The organism is Elioraea rosea, assembly GCF_007644105.1.
Taxonomy (GTDB): domain Bacteria; phylum Pseudomonadota; class Alphaproteobacteria; order Acetobacterales; family Acetobacteraceae; genus Elioraea_A; species Elioraea_A rosea.
The window spans coordinates 1-16,441 of record NZ_VFAC01000021.1 but is presented as its reverse complement, the minus strand read 5'-3'; the positions used below and the strand labels follow the sequence as shown (position 1 = coordinate 16,441).

The window sequence follows — 16,441 nt, the reverse complement described above, 5'->3', positions numbered from 1 at the left end:
CCTACAACGCCCCCCACATGGAGGGAAGAGCGGCCATGGCAACCGTGACCGGTGCTGAGCACCCGCGCGAGGCTCCCGGACCGATCTTGGGCATCGAGACGAGCTGCGACGAGACGGCCGCCGCACTTCTCGCGCCCGACGGCACGGTGCTGGCCGAAGCGCTGTTCAGCCAGCACGAGGAGCACCTGCCCTATGCCGGCGTCGTGCCCGAGATCGCCGCCCGGGCGCACCTGGCGCGGCTTCCGGCGATGGTCGCGCGCGTTCTCGAGGGCCAGCCCGCCCCCGCTGCCGTCGCCGCCACCGTCGGGCCGGGGCTGATCGGCGGGCTCGTCGTTGGCGCGGGCTACGCCAAGGGCTTCGCGCTGGCGCGCGGCATTCCCTTCCTCGCGATCAACCATCTCGAGGCGCACGCCTTGTCGCCCCGATTGCCCATGCTGGGCGCGCCGCCCGACTTCCCCTACCTCACGCTTCTCGTGTCTGGCGGGCACTGCCTTCTCGCCGAGACGGGGGGGCCGGGCGACCATGCGCTGCTCGGCACCACGCTCGACGATGCGCCCGGCGAGGCCTTCGACAAGGTGGCGAAGATGCTTGGCCTCGGCTGGCCCGGCGGGCCGGCCATCGAGGCGCTCGCGAAGGAGGGCGATGCCGCCCGCTTCGGCCTGCCGCGCCCGATGCTCGGCAAGCGGGGGTGTGACTTCTCCTTCTCCGGGCTCAAGACGGCGGTCGCGGTGATCGCGTCGGGCTATCCGGATGGTGCGCTGCCGCGGCGCGACGCCGCCGACCTCGCCGCCGGGTTCCAGGCCTCCGCCGCCGCCTCGCTGGCCGACCGCGCGGGGCGGGCGATGGCGGCCTTCATCGAGCGGCACGGCCATGCCGCCACGCTCGTCGTCTCCGGCGGCGTTGCGGCCAACGGCGCGATCCGCGCGGCGCTCGCCGCCGTCTGCGCCCGGCATGGCTTCGCGCTCGCCGCCCCGCCGATCCGCCTCTGCACGGACAATGCCGTGATGGTCGCCTGGGCCGCGATCGAACGGCTTCGCGCAGGCCTCGCGGCGGACGGGATGGACGCCGCGCCCCGCCCGCGCTGGCCGCTCGGCGAGGCGGCGTGAACTACCGCCACGGCTTCCACGCCGGCAACCATGGCGACTGCCTCAAGCACGCACTCCTCATCGCGCTTCTCTCGGCGCTCGCGCGAAAGGACGCGCCCTTCGCGGTGATCGACCTCCACGCGGGGCGCGGCACCTACGATCTGGAGGCAAGCGAGGCGCGGCGCACGGGCGAGTGGAAGGCGGGCATCGGCCGGCTCCTCGAGGACACGCCCGCGCCGCTTCTCCCCTTCGTCACGCTCGTGCGCGGCCTCGGCCTCTATCCCGGTTCGCCAGCGATCGCGCGCGCCATGCTGAGGGCAGGCGACAGGCTGTTCGCCAACGAGAAGCACCCGGAGGAAGCCGCCGCCCTTGCCGAATGGGCCAGGGGTGAGGGCCGCGTCTCTGTCCGGCAGGGGGATGCCTACGCACTGAAGGGCCTCGTGCCGCCGCCAGGCTCCAGGCGCGGCCTCGTGCTGTTCGACCCGCCCTACGAGGCGGAGGACGAGTGGCAGAAGCTGATCGCGGGTCTGCGCGCGGCGCACAAGGCGGCGCCGACGCTGATGCTGGCTGCCTGGTATCCCGTGAAGCATCTCGCACCCGTGCGGGCGTTCCGCGACGCGGTGGCGGAAGCGGGCTTGCCCCGGCGCGTCGATGCCGCGCTCTATCTCCGCCCGCCGCTCGATCCGGAGCGGCTGAACGGCTCGGGGGTGATGGTGATCAACGCTCCCTACCGGTTCGAGGAGGAGGCCCGGCCGATCCTCGACGCCCTGCAGCACCGCCTTGCCGATCCCGGCGCGGGAACGGTCCATCTCGAGGCGAAGCCGTGAGCGGCCGCGTCGCGGTGATCGGCGCGGGCGCCTGGGGCACCGCGCTGGCGGTGCGGCTTGCCGATGCGGGGCGCGACGTGTCGCTCTGGGCTCGGGACCCGCGCCGTGCGGCTGAGATCGCGGTGACGCGGGAGAACGCACGGCTGCTTCCCGGCGTGACACTCCCCTATTCCCTCCGCGTGACGGCCGATGCGGCCGAGGCCATGGCGCGGGCGGACGCGGTGCTGCTCGCTGTTCCGGTCCAGGGGCTGCGCGGCGTGGCGGCGGCGATCGCGCCGTGCTGGCCGGGCGTGGCGCCCGCCGTGCTCTGCGCCAAGGGAATCGATGCCGGAACGCTCCGCCTGCCACACGAGACGGTGGCCGACGCGCTGCCTGGCGTGTCGCTGGCGGCGCTGACGGGCCCCAATTTCGCGCACGAGATCGCGGCAGGGCTTCCCGCCGCCGCCGTGCTTGCCGCACCCGACGAGGCCGTGCGCGACGCGCTGGCGCCCCTTCTCGGCTTCCCGCGCTTCCGCCTCTACCCCTCGCCGGACCTCGCGGGCGCAGCGCTCGGCGGTGCGGCGAAGAACGTCATCGCCATCGCCGCAGGCGTGGTCGAAGGGCTCGGCCTCGGCGAGAACGCGCGCGCTGCGCTGATCACCCGCGGCGTGGCGGAGCTCACGCGCTTCGTCCTCGCCGAGGGCGGGCGGTCGGAGACCGCCGCCGGCCTCTCCGGCCTCGGCGACCTCGTGCTGACCTGCACTGGCGGGGCGAGCCGCAACCACAGCCTCGGCATCGCGCTCGGCCGCGGCGAGACGCTCGAGGCCGTGCTCGCGGGCCGCGCCGGGGTGACCGAGGGGGTTGCGACTGCACCGGCCCTCGTCTCGCGCGCGGCAGGCCATGGCGTGGAGCTTCCGATCGCCGAGGCCGTCGCCGCCCTGCTCGCCGGGCGCGACACGGCCCGGGCCCTTGCCGAGGCGCTGCTCGCGCGCTCGATACGGGGGGAATGACGGCGCGCGCCGTCCGCCCCTACACTGCGGGCAGCGGACCGTTTCTTGAGGGGAAAGGCCGCGCAGCGGAATGACGTCCGGGCGCGGCGAGAAGAGGATGAGCATGACGAGCAAGCGAAGCATTTCCCGCCGTGGCGCCGTCGCCGCCGCGGCAGCCGCCGGTGCGGCAGCACTTCCCGCGCCGGCGATCAGCCAGGGGCGGATGGAGTGGCGAATGGTCACCGCCTGGCCGATGAACCTTCCCGGGCCGGGCGTCGCTGCCAACCGGGTTGCCGAGCGCATCTCGGTCCTCTCCGGCGGGCGGCTCACCGTGCGGGTGTTCGGCGCGGGGCAGATCGTGCCGCCGCTCGGCGTGTTCGACGCGGTGAGCCAGGGCACGGCCGAGATGTACCACGCCGTGCCGGCCTACTGGCTCGGCAAGCTGCGCGGCATCGGCTTCTTCGGAAGCTTCCCCTTCGGCATGACGGCGCAGGAGCTCGTCGGCTGGATGAACTGGGGCGGCGGCCAGGCGCTATATGACGAGGCCTATGCGCGGTTCGGGCTGAAGCCCTTCCTCGCCGGCGATTCCGGGCCGCAGTTCATGGGCTGGTTCCGCCGCGAGATCCGCTCGATCGACGATTTCCGGGGCCTGCGCTACCGCAACGCGGGGCTCGGGGGAGAGATGTACCGCCGCGCCGGCGCCTCGGTCGTCACGCTTCCGGCGGGACAGATCTTCCAGGCGCTCCAGTCGGGCACGATCGACGCCGCCGAGTTCATCGGGCCGTGGAACGACATGACGCTCGGCTTCCACCAGGTGGCGAAGTTCTTCTACTACCCCGGCGTCCAGGAGCCTTCGTCGTCGGAGGAGATCGGCGTCAACAAGGCGAAGTACGACGCGCTGCCGGACGACCTGAAGGCGGCCGTCCGCTTCGCCGCGCAGGCGAGCTACATGGAGGGGCTGACCGAGTACGACTACCGCCACCCGCTCGCGCTGAAGGAGGCGGTGGAGAAGCATGGCGTGCAGGTGAAGGAGGCGCCGCGCGACCTGATCATCGCGCTCGGCAACGCCGCGGGCGAGGTGCTGAAGGAGCTGCGCGAGGACCAGGACGCGCTGACGCGGCGCATCGCGGAGAGCTACGTCACCTACCGCAACCTCCAGGCCGGGTTCGCGCCGCTCTCCTACAGCGCCGTGCAGCAGGCGCGGACGCTTCCGATCACCTGGGGGTGAGGCGTGGCGGACCGGGCGGTTCCCGCGGAGATCGCGCAGGAGCTCCTCGGCCTGCTCGGCGCCGGGCGGCAGGTCGAGCCGCTGACCGCCCGGTTTCCCCGCTTCGGCCTCGCCGATGCCTACGCCGCGTCGGCCGCGCTCACCGCGCTCCGCGAAGCGCGCGGCGAACGGCCGGTGGGGCGCAAGATCGGCTTCACGAACCGGGCGGTCTGGTCAGGCCATGGCATCTCAGGGCCGATCCATGCGCCGATGTTCGACACGACCGTGCGGCAGGCCGCGGGCGAGGCGGGGACGTTCGATCTCGCCGGCCTTCCCGAGCCTAGGATCGAGCCCGAGCTCGTCCTGCACCTCGCGCGCCCCCCCACACCGGGGATGGACGAAGCGGCGCTGTTCGGCTGCGTCGATCGCGTCGCGCACGGGTTCGAGGTCGTGTTCTCCATCTATCCCGGCTGGCGGTTCGGCGCGGCGGATGCGGCCGCCGCCTATGGCGTGCATGCCGGGCTGGTTCTCGGCCCCTGGCACGAGGTGGACGACGATCGTGCCGGCTGGTTCGACGCACTGTCGCGCTTCGGCGTACGCCTCGCGCGGCACGGCGGCACCGAAGTGGAGGGCCATGCCCGCAACGTCCTGGGCGGGCCGCTCTCCGCGCTTCGCTTCCTCGTCGAGGAGATCGCCCGCTTCCCCGCGACGAGGCCGATCGCACCGGGAGAGATCGTGACAACCGGGACGTTGACCGAGGCGATGCCGGCCATCCCTGGAGAGACATGGCGGAGCGCTTTCAGCGGCATTCCGCTCGAAGGCCTCGCGCTCACCTTCCGCTGAGCATCACTCCGTCGCCGCCTTGAGCGCCGCCCCTGCGGCGAGCGGGCACAGCGGCAGCGCGGCGGCGGCCATGGCGGCGAGCATCGCGAGATGCGGGCGAACCGCGAGTCCGCCCAAGGCGGCATCGACGGCGGCGACGCCGAAGATCAGCGCGGGGATGGCGAGTGGCAGCACGAGGAGCGGCAGAAGCACGCCGCCGCGCCGCGCGCCGAGCGTGAGCGCCGCGCCTGCCGTGCCGAGAAGCGACAGGACGAGCGAGCCGAGTGCGAGGGCGGCGACCAGAACGGGGAGCGCATCGAGCGGCAGGTTCAGCATGATCGCCGCAACCGGCGAGGCGAGCAGAAGCGGCACGCCCGTCGAGAGCCAATGCGCGGCCGCCTTCGCGCCCGCCACCATCGCCGGGTCGAGGCCCGAGAGCATCGCCTGGTCGAGCGTTCCGTCCTCGAAATCGGCGCCGAGCAGCCTGTCGAGCGGCAGGAGCGCCGCGAGAAGGGCGGCGACCCACACGACGCCGGCGGCGATGCGCGCCAGAAGCTCCGGCGCAGGCCCGACGCCGAAGGGAAAGAGCCCGACGGCGAGAAGGAAGAAGGCGACGGCCGCGAGCGTGTCGCCCGCGTTCCGGCGGGCGAGAGCAAGGTCCCGCCGGAGCATTCCCCAGAACGGGCTCACGCTGCCTCCGTCTCTGGCGGGCGGACGTTGAAGCGAAGCTGCGCGGCGTTCGGCAGCGGCAGCGGCAGGTGCGACGAGGCGATGATGATGCCTCCCGCGGCGCGATGCGCGGCCATGACCGCGCCGAGCGCGGCGACGCCGGCATGGTCGAGCGCCACGGTCGGCTCGTCGAGAAGCCAGAGCGTGCGGCGGGCGAGAGGCAGGCGGGCCAGCGCGACGCGCCGCCGCTGCCCGGCGGAGAGGATCCGGATCGGCGCAGAGCCGAGATGGGAGAGGCCGAGCGCGACCATCGCCGCCCCGGCATGCGCCGGATCGACGCCTGCGATGCGCGCCTCATGCGCCAGCGCCTCCTCCACGGTGAAGGCGGTCTTGATCGCGTCCTGGTGGCCGACGAGGGTGAGGCGTCGCGCGTGCGCGGCCCGGTCGGCCAGCGCGTCGGCGCCGTTCCAGAGCAGCCTCCCGCCGACGATGCGCCCGAGCCCAGCAAGCAGGCGGAGGAGCGTCGTCTTGCCCGCCCCGTTCGGCCCGGTGAGGGTGAGCGCCATGCCCGACGTGAGGGTGAAGCTCACGCCGGCGAAGATGCTCCGCCCGCCGCGGGCGGCGGCGAGGTCTTCGGCCTGCAACACTGTTGCGAATCCTTCGCGGTTGGACGGCCCCAACCCTATGGTGTAAGCCCATGTCCCGCAAACGCGGCCGGGCCCTGTGCGCCCTCTCCGCCGCGTCAGAAGCGGAGCGAAATCCCATGAGAATGATCGGGCAGGACAGCCTGAAGACCCGCCGGACCCTGACGGCGGGCGGCAAGAGCTATGACTACTTCTCGATCCCCGAGGCTGGAAAGGCGCTCGGCACCGACCTCGCCCGCCTGCCGGTGACGCTGAAGATCCTTCTCGAGAACATCCTCCGCTTCGAGGACGGGCGCACCTACACGACGGACGACGCGAAGGCGCTCGCCGGGTGGCTCGATGCCGCGCGCTCCGACAAGGAGGTGCCGTTCCGCCCCGCCCGTATCCTGATGCAGGACTTCACGGGCGTTCCTGCCGTGGTCGACCTCGCGGCGATGCGCGACGGCATGATCCGCCTCGGCGGCGACCCGCAGAAGGTGAACCCGCTCGTGCCGGTCGATCTCGTGATCGACCATTCGGTGATGGTCGACGAGTTCGGCAAGGCAGACAGCTTCACGAAGAATGTCGATGTCGAGTTCGAGCGGAATGCCGAGCGCTACGTGTTCCTGCGCTGGGGCCAGGGCAGCTTCAACCGCTTCCGCGTGGTGCCGCCCGGCACCGGCATCTGCCATCAGGTGAACCTCGAATACCTCGCCCAGGCGGTGTGGACCGACACGGTCGACGGCGTCGAGATCGCCTATCCGGACACGTGCTACGGCACCGACAGCCACACCACCATGGTGAACGGCATGGGCGTGCTCGGCTGGGGCGTGGGCGGCATCGAGGCAGAGGCCGCGATGCTCGGCCAGGCCATCGCCATGCTCATCCCCGACGTGATCGGCTTCAAGCTGAAGGGCCGCCTGCCCGAGGGCGCGACGGCGACCGATCTCGTGCTGACCGTGACGCAGATGCTTCGCAAGAAGGGCGTCGTCGGCAAGTTCGTGGAGTTCTATGGTCCCGGCCTCGACGAGATGACGGTGGCCGACCGTGCGACCATCGCCAACATGGCGCCGGAGTATGGCGCGACGTGCGGCTTCTTCCCCGTCGATGCCGCAACGCTTGGCTACCTCAAGCTTTCGGGCCGCGACGAGGCGCGCATCGCGCTCGTCGAGGAGTACTGGAAGGCGCAGGGGATGTTCCGGGAGAAGAACACTCCCGACCCGGTGTTCACCGACACGCTCGAGCTCGACATGGGCACCGTGCAGCCCTCGCTCGCCGGCCCGAAGCGGCCGCAGGACCGCGTGCTGCTGAAGGACGCGACCAAGGCCTTCGCCGACGAGCTCACCAAGTCGCTCGGCGTCGCGCCCGCTGACGTCGCGAAGAAGATGAAGGTCGAGGGAACCAACTACGAGCTTGGCCATGGCGACGTAGTGATCGCCGCCATCACCTCCTGCACCAACACCTCCAACCCCTACGTGATGGTCGCCGCCGGCCTCGTGGCGCGGAAGGCGCGGCAGATGGGGCTCACGGTGAAGCCGTGGGTGAAGACCTCCCTCGCTCCGGGAAGCCAGGTCGTCACCGAGTATCTCGAGAAGGCGGGGCTGCAGGTCGATCTCGACGCGATGGGCTTCAACCTCGTTGGCTATGGCTGCACCACCTGCATCGGCAATTCCGGCCCGCTCGCCGACCCGATCGTGGATGCGATCGAGAACGGCAAGCTCGTCGTCGCCTCCGTGCTCTCGGGCAACCGCAACTTCGAGGGCCGCGTGCACGCGAACGTCCGCGCGAACTACCTCGCCTCGCCGCCGCTCGTCGTCGCCTACGCCATCGCCGGCACGATGAACATCGACATCGCGACCGAGCCGCTCGGCACCGGCAAGGACGGCAAGCCCGTCTATCTCCGCGACATCTGGCCGTCGAACAAGGAGATCGCCGACACGGTGCACGGCACGCTGACGCGCCAGATGTTCCAGTCGCGCTACGGCGACGTGTTCAAGGGCCCGAAGCAGTGGCAGTCGATCGCCGTCGATGGCGGCGAGACCTATCGCTGGAACGACGGCTCGACCTACGTGAAGAATCCGCCCTATTTCGAGGGCATGACGATGGCGGTGGGCGACGTCACCGACATCAGGGGCGCGCGCATCCTCGCCCTTCTCGCCGACAGCATCACGACCGACCACATCTCTCCGGCCGGCTCGATCAAGAAGACCTCTCCGGCAGGCGAGTACCTGGTCGAGCGGCAGATACAGCAGCGCGACTTCAACAGCTACGGCGCGCGCCGCGGCAACCACGAGGTCATGATGCGGGGCACCTTCGCCAACATCCGCATCAAGAACGAGATGGTTCCCGGCATCGAGGGCGGCATCACCAAGCACCACCCCTCGGGCGAGGTGCTGCCGATCTATGACGCGGCGATGCGCTACAAGGCCGAGGGCGTGCCGCTCGTCGTCATCGGCGGCAAGGAATACGGCACCGGCTCCTCGCGCGACTGGGCGGCGAAGGGAACGATGCTTCTCGGCGTGAAGGCGGTGATCGCGCAGAGCTTCGAGCGAATCCACCGCTCCAACCTCGTGGGCATGGGCGTGCTGCCGCTCGTGTTCAAGGAGGGGATGGACCGCAGGACGCTCGGCTTCACCGGCGAGGAACTGCTCGACGTCGAGGGGCTGACGGCACTGAAGCCGCGGATGGAGCTTTCCCTTGTCATCCACCGCCCGGGCGGGACGGTGGATCGCGTGCCGGTTCTCTGCCGTGTCGATACGCTCGACGAGGTCGAGTACTACCGCCACGGCGGCATCCTCCAGTACGTGCTGCGGGGGATGGCAAAGGCGGCCTGACGCCTCACGTCTGTCGCGGCTTTTTTTGGAAAGGGGGGCATCCGCCCCCCTTTTCTTTTTCTTCACGGCGCGCGAGGTTTGCCGTGCATGAACCATTTCGATTCCGAAGCTGCCGCCGCCCACGCCGAAGGCCTCGCCGCCGCCTGGACCGGCGAGGGCGGGCCGGGCGGGGCGATCATCCTGCTCGACCGGAACGGGCCTACGCACGCCGCCTGCGGCGGCTTCGCCGACCTCAACACCCGCGAACCCATCGTGCCCGACACGGCGTTCCGCTGGGCCTCGATCACCAAGCAGGTTCTCGCCGCGCTCACCCTCCGCGCCCGACTGCCGCTCGACGACACGCTCGGCACGCACCTTCCCGAGCTCCCGGAGACCGTCGGCGCCGTCACCATCGGCCGCGCCCTCGACATGACGTCGGGCCTGCCGGATGCGATGGAGGCTGCCTGGCAGTGCCACGTTCCGCCGACCGCGGCGATGTCGCGGTCGATGCTGTTCCAGCTCGTCGCCCGCCTGCCGGGGCTGAACTACCCGCAAGGGGCGGAGATCTCCTACACGAATACCGGCTACCGGCTGATGCAGCACGTGCTGGAGAAGCGCCTCGGCGGCCCGGTCGGCGAGGCCTGGCGCGAGGCCTATTTCGCGCCGCTCGGCATGGCGGCGACGCACTTCCCCGATGACTGGACGGACCCTGTCCCCGGCCTCGCGCGCGGCTACTGGAAGGACGCAGCGGGCGCCTGGCGCGAGGGGCGCTACGGGCCGCATTTCTCGGGCTCGGGCGGGCTGGCCGGCTCGGCGAATGATCTCGCGCGCTGGTGCGCCGCGCTGCTCGCCGGGGAGGGACCGCTTGCCGGGGTGCTCGACCAGCTCTCCGCCCCGCGCAGGCTGACCGATGGGCGCAGCACGGGCTACGGGCTCGGCCTCGGGCGGTCGCCTCTCGGGCCCGACATCCTGTTCGGCCACGGCGGCTCGCTTCCCGGCTTCAAGAACCACGTCCTGGTCAGCCGCGATCTGGACGCCGGCGTCGTCGTCCTGACCAACCGGGAGGAGACCGACAGCCTCGGCCTCGCGCTCGCGGTGATGGCGGCCGGCCGCGGCTTCACCCAGGCCCCGCCCGTTCCGCCCGACACGCTTCGCCCGGGCCTCTACGCCGATGCCGAGGGCGGGCCGTACTGGGTCGAGGTCGCCGCCGACACGGTCACGTTCCTCGGCGCCACCGAGCGCCTCTATGCCGGGGAAGATCGCTGGGCCGTCTCGCGCAGCCCCTACATGTGGATCAGGCTGAGGCAGGAAGGCGAGGCAATCGCGGGCGAGATCAACCACGCAAGGCGCCGCTTCGCCCCGATCGCGCCCGACGCGCGCTGCGACCCGGCCTGGTCAGGCCGCTGGCGGAACGAGACGGTCGGAAGCTCCTTCGTCGTCGATGCGAGCGGCGCGACGCTGACGACGGGCGCCGGGCCGCTCCGGTCGGTTCTGCCGCTCACGCCGCTCGGGGCCGGGCGCGCGCTGTTCCGGCGAAGCGACGGTCCATGGGCGCAACGGCCCTGCGTCCAGTTCGACGGCGATCGCGCGCGGGTTGTCACGAACCGCTGTCGCGTGCTGGACTTCCGCCGCGTCTGACCGCGCCCTATCCGTCGCCGCACCTCTCGGGAGAAGCCGCATGACCCTTCGTTCCACGCTGCTGGCCGCAGGGCTCGCGGCGGGCATCGCCTTGCCCGCCTCGGCGCAGTCGGTCCTGCGGGTCGTTCCGCATGCCGACCTCCGCACGCTCGACCCCGTCGCCGTCTCGGTGGTCATCACCCGCATGCACGGGCTGATGATCTACGAGACGCTGTTCGCATGGGACCAGTCGCTCACGCCGCAGCCGCAGATGGTCGATACCTGGTCGGTCAGCGACGACCAGCTCACATGGCGCTTCACGCTGCGCGATGGCCTCGCCTTCCATGACGGCAAGCCGGTGACGACGCGCGATGTCGCGGCTTCGCTTCGGCGGTGGATGTCGCGCGACACGGTGGGGTCGCGGCTCGGCGACGCGCTCGCCTCGCTCGACATCGTCGACGACAAGACGTTCACGATGGTCCTGAAGCGCCCCTTCGGGCTGATGACCTACGCGCTCGGCTCCGCGGTCGGGCAGATCCCGGCGATCATGCGCGAGGAGGATGCGCGCACCGATGCCGGAACGCCGATCAGCACCACCGTCGGCTCCGGCCCGTTCCGCTTCGTGCGCGAGCAGTGGATGGCCGGCCAGCGGGTCGTCTACGAGAAGAACCTCGACTACCGGCCGCGCTCCGAGCCGCCGAGCGGGCTCGCAGGCGGGCGCGTGGTGAAGGTCGATCGCGTCGAGTGGCGCAACATCCCCGATGCCTCGACGGTGGCGGCGGCGATGCAGGCGGGCGAGATCGACATCTGGGAACAGGTCGCGACCGATCTCGTTCCGGTGGTGTCGCGCCAGCGCGGCACGGTGGTCGACCGGCTGAACACGCTCGGCACCCAGGGCATGCTCCGGCCGAACTCCCTGCACGCCCCGTTCAACGACCCGCGCGCCCGGCTTGCGCTCGCCTACGTCGTGAACCAGGCCGACGCGATGGCCGCGGGCTTCGGCGACGAGCGGTGGTGGAAGCGCTGCGGCGCGTTCTTCGTCTGCGGCACCGCCTATGCCTCCGAGGCCGGGTCGGACGCCTACGCCACGCCGAACATCGAGCGCGCGCGCTCGCTGATGGCCGAGGCAGGCTATCGCGGCGAGCGGCTCGTCTTCGTCACCACCAACGACATTCCCTGGATCGGGCGCATGGCCGAGGTGGTCGCTGCCGGGATGCGCCAGGCGGGTATGAACGTCGACCTTCAGTACAATGACTGGGGCACGGTGATCACCCGCCAGCCGAGGAAGGACCCGCCCGACCAGGGCGGCTACAACCTGTTCGTGACCGGCGCGTCGGGTGCGACGATGTTCCACCCTCTGACCAACATCGGCACCAACATGTCCTGCGACGGGCGCAACTGGGCAGGCTGGCCGTGCGACGAGGAGGCGGAGAAGCTGCGCGCCGCCTTCATCGACGCGACGAACGACGCCGACCGCAAGCGCATCGCCGAGCAGCTCCAGCGGCGCCTCGCCGAGATGCAGCCCTACATCGTCCTCGGCCAGGCCGATGTGCCCTATGCCCGCCGCGCGAACATCGAGGGCGTGCTCGCCGCGCCGGTCATGGTGTTCTGGAATGTCGAGAAGAAGTGAGAGATGGCCCGATACTTGCCGTGGCTGGGCCATCTCTCTGCGTCTTCCCTATCGTGAAGTGTCACCCCGTCGTGCCAGCAGTGCTGCGGGGATGAGGGCGGCGGCGCAGGCGGCGGCCATGGCCAGGAACGCGAGGCCGCCGAACCGGGCGTAGAGGGGGCCGCTCGCCGCCGTCAGAAGCATCGTCGCGAGCCCCGGCCCGAACGCGGCGTGCAGCGTCTGTGCCGTCGCGCCGAGCTCGGGCGGCACGAGCCGGGCGATCATCCCCGCGGCCCCGAGCATCGTCGCGCCGAAAGTCAGCGCATGCAGGAGCTGGAGCGAGGCGAGCAGCCAGGGCTCGACCGTCGCCGCCGTCACGGACCAGCGCAGCACGCCCGCGGCCGCCCCGATCGCCAGCAGCCCCGCAGCCCCGGCCCGGCCGGCGATGTCCCGCGCCCCCATCAGCAGGGCGATCTCGGCCACCACGCCGACGGTCCAGAGCACGCCCGAGACGTCCGGCCCGATCCCCGCCCTCTGCCACCAGAGGACGGAGAAGCCGTAATGCATCGCGTGGCTGCCCTGCGTCAGCCCGGAGGCGAGGAGCAGGAGCAGGAACCTGCGGTTGCGGAGCAGGCCAAGGCCGAGGCCGCGCCCCTTCGCCCGCGCGGTGCCGAGGCCGGGCAGCATGAGCGCCGAGGCGGACGTCGCCACGTACCCCGCTGCCATCGCCCAGGGCACGATGCCTGCGCCAAGGTGCCGCACGGCCACCCCGCCCGCGAGCGTGCCTGCGATGAACGAGATCGATCCGATGCTGCGCACGCGCCCGAAATCGCAGAGGCCGAGCGAGGCGGCCCGCAGCGCCAGCGCATCGCCGAGCGGGACGAGCGGGGCGGCAAGCGCGCCGGTCAGCGCGCATGCCATGGCGAGCGTGAGCGGACCTGGTGCCGCGAGAAGCAGAAGCGAGGATGCCGCCGCCGCAGCGGCGGAGAGCGCCGCGACGAGCGCGCGCCGCCCCGTGCCGTCTGCCGCGCGGCCGATCAACGGGCCCGAGAGAAGCCGCGCGATCTGCTGCGCGGCGAGCGCGGCTGCAACTTCCGATGGCGCGAGGCCTTGAAGGGCTAGGAAGGCCGGCAGGAAGGGGAGCGTTACGCCCGGGCCGGCGAACACCGCGGCGTAGTAGAGGGCAAGCCGCCGCGCGGCCGTGCTGTCGGTGCTCACGGGCAGACGTTGCTCACGCGCCACACCCTAGACGGGAAAAGTGTGTCCATCACGCGCGTTTGCGTTGGAAGCGCCTGACGTTCCAAGCACGATATCGTCCGCATGGTCCGCCTCGCCGCCACACTTGTCTGCACCCTCGCCGCCGCCCTGATGTCATCGGGGCTGGCGCGTGCGCAGATCGCACCCGCCGTCGCCGAGGCATCGGAGCGGGTAGAGGCGCGCGGCCCCATCCTGCTCGAGCTCTTCACGAGCCAGGGCTGCTCGGCCTGTCCGCCGGCCGACAGGCTGCTCGCCTCGCTCGCCGCGCGGGACGACCTGCTCGTCCTCTCCTTCCACGTCGCCTACTGGGACCACATGGGCTGGTCCGACCCCTACGCCATTCCGGCGAGCGCGCGGCGCCAGCGCGGCTACGCCAGGGCGATGCGGAGCCGCAGCATCTACACGCCGCAGCTTGTCGTCCAAGGCTCCTCCGCCGTCGTCGGCAGCGACGGGCCGCGGATCGAGCGCCTCCTCGCCGACGCGGCGCCGACCGTGGCGCTCGCCATCAGCCGCGAGATGGCGGGAACCGAGCGTTTCGTGATCTCGGTGCCGAAGGTGGCCGATGTCGCCATCCCGCTCGAGCTCTGGGTGGTGCTCTACACGCGCCACGGCGGCGGGTTCGTTGCCGGGGGCGAGAATGCCGGCCGCACGCTCGAGCATGCGAATATCGTGCGCCAGGCCGGCATCGTCGCTGTGGTGGAGGAGACGCCGGCGGTCGTGACGATCGACCGCCCCTCCCTCGAGGCCGACGGCGTCGCCCTGATCCTGCAGGGCAGGAACCTTGGCCCGGTCGTCGGCACCGGGAACCTGGCGCTGAAGTAGAAGTTTCGCCTCGCGCGGGCTCCGCCCGCCGCCGGCGACAGCATGAGAGAAACGCCTCGCGCGGGCTCCGCCCGCTGCCGGCGACAGCATGAGAGAAACGCCTCGCGCGGGCGCCGCCCGCTGCCGGCGCAGTTGCGAAACCCCGCACCCTCCGTCCAGAGTGACCCCATGACCGGCGGCGACCTCGACCGACCGCGCGTGCGCGCGGTGCTGGGCCCGACCAACACCGGCAAGACCCACCTGGCGGTCGAGCGCATGCTGGCGCACGCCACCGGGGTCATCGGCTTCCCCCTCCGCCTTCTCGCCCGCGAGAACTACGACCGCATCGCCGCGCGCGTCGGGCCCGCCAAGGTCGCGCTCGTCACCGGCGAGGAGAAGATCGTCCCGCCCACGGCGCGGTGGTTCTGCTGCACGGTCGAGGCGATGCCACTCGATCGGAGGTTCTCCTTCGTCGCGGTCGACGAGATCCAGCTCTGCGCCGACCCCGACCGCGGCCACGTCTTCACCGACCGGCTGCTGCACGCGCGGGGAACGGACGAGACGATGGTGCTCGGGGCGGAGACGATCCGCCCGCTCCTCCGCCGCCTGGTGCCGGAGGCGGAGGTGGAGACGCGCCCGCGCCTGTCGAAGCTCACCCACACCGGGCCGGCCAAGCTCACCCGCCTGCCGCCACGCTCGGCCATCGTCGCCTTCTCCGCCGCGGAGGTGTACGCGATCGCCGAGGCGCTGCGGCGGAGGCGCGGCGGCTGCGCGGTGGTGATGGGCCGGCTCAGCCCACGAACCCGCAACGCCCAGGTCGCGATGTACCAGGCCAAGGAGGTCGACTTCCTGGTCGCGACCGACGCGATCGGCATGGGGCTGAACATGGACATCAACCATGTCGCCTTCGCCGGCCTCGCCAAGTTCGACGGCCACCGCCCGCGACTTCTGCACGCGACCGAGCTTGCCCAGATCGCCGGCCGCGCCGGGCGCGGCATGGCAGACGGCACCTTCGGCACCACCGCCGACGCCCCCGCCCTCTCCCCCGAGCTCGCCGGGGCGATCGAGGACCACCGCTTCGACCCGCTCGACCATCTCTACTGGCGCAACCCCACGCTCGACTTCTCGAGCCTCGACGCGCTTCTCGCCTCGCTCGAACGGCCGAGCCCCGGCGCGGGCCTCGTACGCGGCGTGGACGCCGCCGATCACCTAGCACTCGCCTTCCTCGCGCGCGACGCCGATATCCGCGAGGCAGCGATCTCGCGCGAGCTGCTGCACCTGCTCTGGGATGCCTGCCAGGTGCCGGACTATCGCCGCCTCGGAGACGACAGCCACGCAAGGCTCTGCGGCCGCATCTTCCACGCGCTGCGCGCCCCGCCGCACCGGCTTGCCGCCTCGTTCGTGACGACCCAGCTCGCCGCGCTCGACCGCACGGATGGCGACCTCGACACGCTGATGGCACGCATCTCCGGCGTGCGCGTCTGGGCCTATGTCGCCTCGCGCCCGGGCTGGGTGGAGGATGCCCAGGCGCTGCAGGCGGCAACGCGCGCGCTCGAGGACCGGATCTCCGATGCGCTGCACGAGCGCCTGACGGCCCGCTTCGTCGACCGCCGCGCCGCGCACCTGATCCGGCGCCTCGACGCGGGGGCGGAGGAGGAGCTTCTGTCTGCCGTCACGCGTGACGGCGCGGTGGTGGTGGAGGGCCACAGCGTCGGCCGCGTCGAGGGCTTCACCTTCCACCCCGACCCGGAGGCGTCCGGTGTGGGCAGGCAGGCCGTGCTGCGTGCCGCGCGCCGCGCGCTGGCCGGAGAGATCCCCCGTCGCGTCGCCGCCCTCGAGGGTGAGGGGGACGAAGCGTTCTCGCTCACAGGCAATTCCCGCATCGCCTGGCGCGGGGCGGAGGTGGCCCGGCTCGCCGCCGGCGCCGACCCGCTGCGGCCGCTCGTCGTCGTTCCGGGCGGAGACTTCCTCGACGGCGCCCAGCGCGAGCGCATCCGCCGCCGCATCGCCGCCTGGCTCGGCGGGCTGATCGCGCGGACGCTCGCCCCTCTCGTCGCGCTTCGGGCAGCGGGGTCGATCGAGGCGTCGCTGCGCGGCCTCGCGCACCGGCTCGGCGAAGGGCTCGGCGTCGCACCGGGGGAGC

Annotated in this window: 13 protein-coding genes; 10 read left to right on the top strand and 3 right to left on the bottom strand. The window is 71.8% G+C overall.

Features of this window, described 5'->3' with window-relative positions:
- The first annotated feature begins 35 nt into the window (after nucleotides 1-35).
- From tsaD to FIF60_RS13420, 5 genes are all read left to right on the top strand, one after another.
- Nucleotides 36-1,106 (top strand): tRNA (adenosine(37)-N6)-threonylcarbamoyltransferase complex transferase subunit TsaD, encoded by a 1,071-nt coding sequence (gene tsaD, locus FIF60_RS13440; protein WP_144186608.1) that lies wholly within the window; start codon nucleotides 36-38, stop codon nucleotides 1,104-1,106.
- The gene (locus tag FIF60_RS13435; RefSeq protein ID WP_144186607.1) at nucleotides 1,103-1,912 is read left to right on the top strand and encodes a 23S rRNA (adenine(2030)-N(6))-methyltransferase RlmJ; all 810 of its coding nucleotides are present in this window, start codon (nucleotides 1,103-1,105) and stop codon (nucleotides 1,910-1,912) included. The genes tsaD and FIF60_RS13435 overlap by 4 nt, the downstream gene beginning before the upstream one ends.
- Complete coding sequence (locus tag FIF60_RS13430) at nucleotides 1,909-2,901, top strand: NAD(P)H-dependent glycerol-3-phosphate dehydrogenase (RefSeq protein ID WP_144186606.1); 993 nt, start codon at nucleotides 1,909-1,911, stop codon at nucleotides 2,899-2,901. The genes FIF60_RS13435 and FIF60_RS13430 overlap by 4 nt, the downstream gene beginning before the upstream one ends.
- Nucleotides 2,902-2,998: 97 nt before the next feature.
- On the top strand, nucleotides 2,999-4,108 hold the full coding sequence (locus tag FIF60_RS13425; RefSeq protein ID WP_239451618.1) for a TRAP transporter substrate-binding protein: 1,110 nt from the start codon (nucleotides 2,999-3,001) through the stop codon (nucleotides 4,106-4,108).
- A 3-nt stretch (nucleotides 4,109-4,111) separates the two neighbouring features.
- The gene (locus tag FIF60_RS13420; RefSeq protein ID WP_144186604.1) at nucleotides 4,112-4,930 is read left to right on the top strand and encodes a 2-keto-4-pentenoate hydratase; all 819 of its coding nucleotides are present in this window, start codon (nucleotides 4,112-4,114) and stop codon (nucleotides 4,928-4,930) included.
- A gap of 3 nt (nucleotides 4,931-4,933) precedes the next feature.
- Here the strand turns inward: FIF60_RS13420 and ccmB are convergent, their stop codons facing one another.
- Nucleotides 4,934-5,581 carry a heme exporter protein CcmB gene (ccmB, locus tag FIF60_RS13415; RefSeq protein ID WP_144186661.1) on the bottom strand — a complete coding sequence of 216 codons (648 nt, stop codon included), beginning with the start codon at nucleotides 5,579-5,581 and terminating at the stop codon, nucleotides 4,934-4,936.
- 14 nt (nucleotides 5,582-5,595) lie between these two features.
- Nucleotides 5,596-6,225, bottom strand: coding sequence for a heme ABC exporter ATP-binding protein CcmA (ccmA, locus tag FIF60_RS13410; protein ID WP_144186603.1), 630 nt, complete (start codon nucleotides 6,223-6,225; stop codon nucleotides 5,596-5,598).
- Between the two features lie 116 nt (nucleotides 6,226-6,341).
- On the opposite strand from ccmA, the gene acnA reads away from it, so the two are divergent.
- The 3 genes from acnA (at nucleotide 6,342) to FIF60_RS13395 (ending at nucleotide 12,261) form a co-directional block, all read left to right on the top strand.
- Nucleotides 6,342-9,035 (top strand): aconitate hydratase AcnA, encoded by a 2,694-nt coding sequence (gene acnA, locus FIF60_RS13405; RefSeq protein WP_144186602.1) that lies wholly within the window; start codon nucleotides 6,342-6,344, stop codon nucleotides 9,033-9,035.
- A gap of 87 nt (nucleotides 9,036-9,122) precedes the next feature.
- Nucleotides 9,123-10,652, top strand: coding sequence for a serine hydrolase domain-containing protein (locus FIF60_RS13400; RefSeq protein ID WP_144186601.1), 1,530 nt, complete (start codon nucleotides 9,123-9,125; stop codon nucleotides 10,650-10,652).
- Between the two features lie 40 nt (nucleotides 10,653-10,692).
- Nucleotides 10,693-12,261: an ABC transporter substrate-binding protein gene (locus FIF60_RS13395; RefSeq protein WP_144186600.1), complete on the top strand. Its 1,569-nt coding sequence runs from the start codon at nucleotides 10,693-10,695 to the stop codon at nucleotides 12,259-12,261.
- 48 nt (nucleotides 12,262-12,309) lie between these two features.
- Here the strand turns inward: FIF60_RS13395 and FIF60_RS13390 are convergent, their stop codons facing one another.
- Nucleotides 12,310-13,458 (bottom strand): MFS transporter, encoded by a 1,149-nt coding sequence (locus FIF60_RS13390; RefSeq protein ID WP_158639212.1) that lies wholly within the window; start codon nucleotides 13,456-13,458, stop codon nucleotides 12,310-12,312.
- A gap of 102 nt (nucleotides 13,459-13,560) precedes the next feature.
- Here FIF60_RS13390 and FIF60_RS13385 point away from each other — a divergent pair, with 102 nt between their 5' ends.
- Both FIF60_RS13385 and FIF60_RS13380 read left to right on the top strand, forming a co-directional pair.
- The gene (locus FIF60_RS13385; protein WP_144186598.1) at nucleotides 13,561-14,319 is read left to right on the top strand and encodes a DUF1223 domain-containing protein; all 759 of its coding nucleotides are present in this window, start codon (nucleotides 13,561-13,563) and stop codon (nucleotides 14,317-14,319) included.
- Between the two features lie 168 nt (nucleotides 14,320-14,487).
- Nucleotides 14,488-16,441: helicase-related protein (locus FIF60_RS13380; protein ID WP_144186597.1), on the top strand; the 1,954-nt coding region annotated here is incomplete at its 3' end.

Bases quoted from the DNA above. Each gene is read 5' to 3' on its own strand.
- tsaD (WP_144186608.1), top strand. From the start codon at position 36: ATGGCAACCGTGACCGGTGCTGAGCACCCGCGCGAGGCTCCCGGACCG.
- FIF60_RS13425 (WP_239451618.1), top strand. From the start codon at position 2,999: ATGAGCATGACGAGCAAGCGAAGCATTTCCCGCCGTGGCGCCGTCGCC.
- ccmB (WP_144186661.1), bottom strand. From the start codon at position 5,581: ATGCTCCGGCGGGACCTTGCTCTCGCCCGCCGGAACGCGGGCGACACG.
- acnA (WP_144186602.1), top strand. From the start codon at position 6,342: ATGAGAATGATCGGGCAGGACAGCCTGAAGACCCGCCGGACCCTGACG.
- FIF60_RS13400 (WP_144186601.1), top strand. From the start codon at position 9,123: ATGAACCATTTCGATTCCGAAGCTGCCGCCGCCCACGCCGAAGGCCTC.
- FIF60_RS13395 (WP_144186600.1), top strand. From the start codon at position 10,693: ATGACCCTTCGTTCCACGCTGCTGGCCGCAGGGCTCGCGGCGGGCATC.
- FIF60_RS13385 (WP_144186598.1), top strand. From the start codon at position 13,561: ATGGTCCGCCTCGCCGCCACACTTGTCTGCACCCTCGCCGCCGCCCTG.